Genomic DNA, 2,463 nt, shown 5'->3' with positions numbered 1-2,463 from the left:
AGATGTGTATAAGAGACAGATCTCGTCCTCGATGCGCCAGATCAGCAGGACGCTGCCGTGGTGTCGGGTGATGCTGAGGTCGGCGACGGAGGACAGGGGCACCTCGTCGACGAGAGCCGTCAGGGTCATCCGCCGGGCACGGAAGGGCTCCCCGGTGGCGTAGACGCGTTCGGTCTTCTCGAAGAGTTCGCTGTCGCCGGCGACCATGGGGTAGGCCTCCAGCAGGAAGGCGCCGCTGACGGCCCCCCGCGGCCGTCCGGCCGGGTCCAGGAAGTGGCTGTTGACGTGCCGGATCCGGAAGTCGACCAGGGTGCCCTCGGCGTCGAGGTGCGGGGTGAGCACGAGGGCCGGGTCGTACAGCCCTTCGGCCAGGTCCACCAGCTCCGAGACGTCCTCCCCGCCGTCGCCCGGGTGCCGCGCGCCGGCGGCGGGGAGGCTTTCGAGGGTGTGGGCGCACAGCTCGGCCAGCGCCTCGATCTGGCGGAGGACGGCCGGCGGCTGCTCGGGCAGCCGGTGCGGCCAGCAGATCTCCAGGACGCCGTACATCCGCCCGCCGGTGCCGGCGGGAAGCGCGATCCTGCCGCCGTCCGGCGCCTGCCGGTGCCCGACGGAGGGGACCCCTGCCTCGGCGAGGGCGGAGATCCGGACCATGCCCAGGTCGGCGAGCGCGTGGCGGGCCACGGTCGCCACACCGGGCGGTACGTAGCGCCAGCGGTCGGCCTCGTCGGCGCTGAACCCGGCGTGGCCGCACAGGGTGAGGGAAGCGTCGGAGCCGGCGGCCCAGACGGCGACGGCCGTGGCACCGAGAGGTGCGAGCGCGTGTTCCAGGAGGGATTCGGCGACCGCCTGGGTGTCGCTCGCGGCGAGCGCGGCACACTCGGCGGTACGCAGGCGTACGGCGACGGAGCTGTCGCCGGACGTGCCCTCGTCGCCCGGGGCGGCGTTCGCCTGGCGGACGAAGTCGTCCGCCACCTGGGCGACCTGGTCGCGGGCGGCCTGGTTGACGATGTCCGCCGCGAGTTCGAGCGGGGACATCCCGGCCTGGGCGGCGAGTTCGGTGAGCTGGCGGGCGGCCTGGGCCGGTCCGCAGCGCAGCCGCTCGATCATGACGCCCTTGGCCAGCTCGATCAGGGCGCGCCCGTCGGCCTCGGCCTGCGCGGCCCTGACCTCGGCCCGCAGCCGTTTCACCGTGGCGGCCAGCGGCCGGCGGTGGACGCGGCGGGGGGGCTCCCGGCCGACGGTGGACGCGGCGGAGGTGCTCCCCTCCCTGGGGGCGGGGACGGCGGGGTCTCCGGGGCGGGGCAGCCCGGTGGCACCGCCCCCGCCGACGGCTTCGCGGGTCACGACACCACCGGGGCTTCGTCGGACCGGTGGCCGAGCCACCGGCGTACGCAGGCGATGAGGTCGTCGGCGTCCAGCGGCTTGGTGACGTAGTCGCTGGCTCCGGCCGCGAGGCTCTTCTCACGGTCCCCGGGCATCGCCTTGGCGGTGACGCTGACGATGGGCAGGGTGGCGTGGGCCGGGTTCTGCCGGATCTTCGTCGTCGCGGTGTAGCCGTCCATCTCCGGCATCATCACGTCCATCAGGATGAGGTCGATGCCGGGGTGCTCCCTGAGCGCCTCGATGCCCTCGACGCCGTTCTCCGCGTGCAGGACGTCGATGCCGTGCAGCTCCAGGATGCCGCTGAGCGCGTAGAGGTTGCGGGCGTCGTCGTCGACGACGAGCACGGTGCGGCCGTGCAGGCTGTCGTCGATGTCCCGCGGGGCCGGCGGCGGGATCTCCTCCCCGCGTACCAGGGGCACGACCGCCCCGGGCTGTTCGGCCGACAGGTGCAGCGCGATGCGCTCACGCAGCTCGTCCAGGCTGGACAGGAGCTCCAGGGGACGGAGCCGGCCCCGGGACTGGAGCGCCCGTTCGTGCGCCGCGTCCATGCGGCGGTTGTTGTGGGCGAGTACGGGGACGGTCTTCAGCGCGGGGTCGCCGTCCATCGCGTCCAGGAAGCGCGCCGCCCCGTCGTCGGCCATGTCGAGTTCCAGGACCACGCAGTGGAACGGTGTGGCGGCCAGCGCGCTCGCGGCGTCCTGCGGGCCGGCCGCGGTGATCACCTCGATCTCCTCGCGGTCGTGGCTGCCGGTGAGTTCGGCGACCGCGCTCTCGGCGACGAGGGACAGCAGTCCGCGCGGACGCTCCTCGATCACCAGCAGCCGGCGCGGTTTGCGCGGCTCCGGGTCGGCCTGCCGGCGGCCGTCGGACGGTTCGTCGGCGACGGCCGGGGAGTTCCCCGTGGAGACCTCGGCGGACGGAGCGGCCTGTTCCTGGAAGTCCGCGCGAGCCACGGGCAGGTACAGGGTGAACGTGCTGCCCCGGCCGGGGACGCTCCGGGCGGTGAGGGCCCCTCCGAGGAGGTGCGCGATCTCCCGGCTGATGGACAGGCCCAGTCCTGTCTCTTATACACATCTCTGA

At 73.7% G+C, this 2,463-nt stretch carries 1 protein-coding gene and 1 pseudogene; both read right to left on the bottom strand.

The genetic code is table 11. The features are described 5' to 3' along the window. The coding region (locus tag IH13_RS0107515) for an ANTAR domain-containing protein (protein WP_158791086.1) at positions 1 to 1,344 on the bottom strand (1,344 nt) is incomplete at its 3' end. Next, positions 1,341 to 2,463, bottom strand: a pseudogene (locus tag IH13_RS0107510) (response regulator); the annotation flags it as partial. The gene IH13_RS0107515 and the pseudogene IH13_RS0107510, both read right to left, overlap by 4 nt.

The sequence above is a fragment of the Streptomyces sp. NRRL WC-3549 genome, from assembly GCF_000721935.1.
In the GTDB taxonomy this organism is placed as follows: Bacteria; Actinomycetota; Actinomycetes; order Streptomycetales; family Streptomycetaceae; genus Streptomyces.
This window is presented reverse-complemented; position numbering and strand designations above follow the sequence as displayed.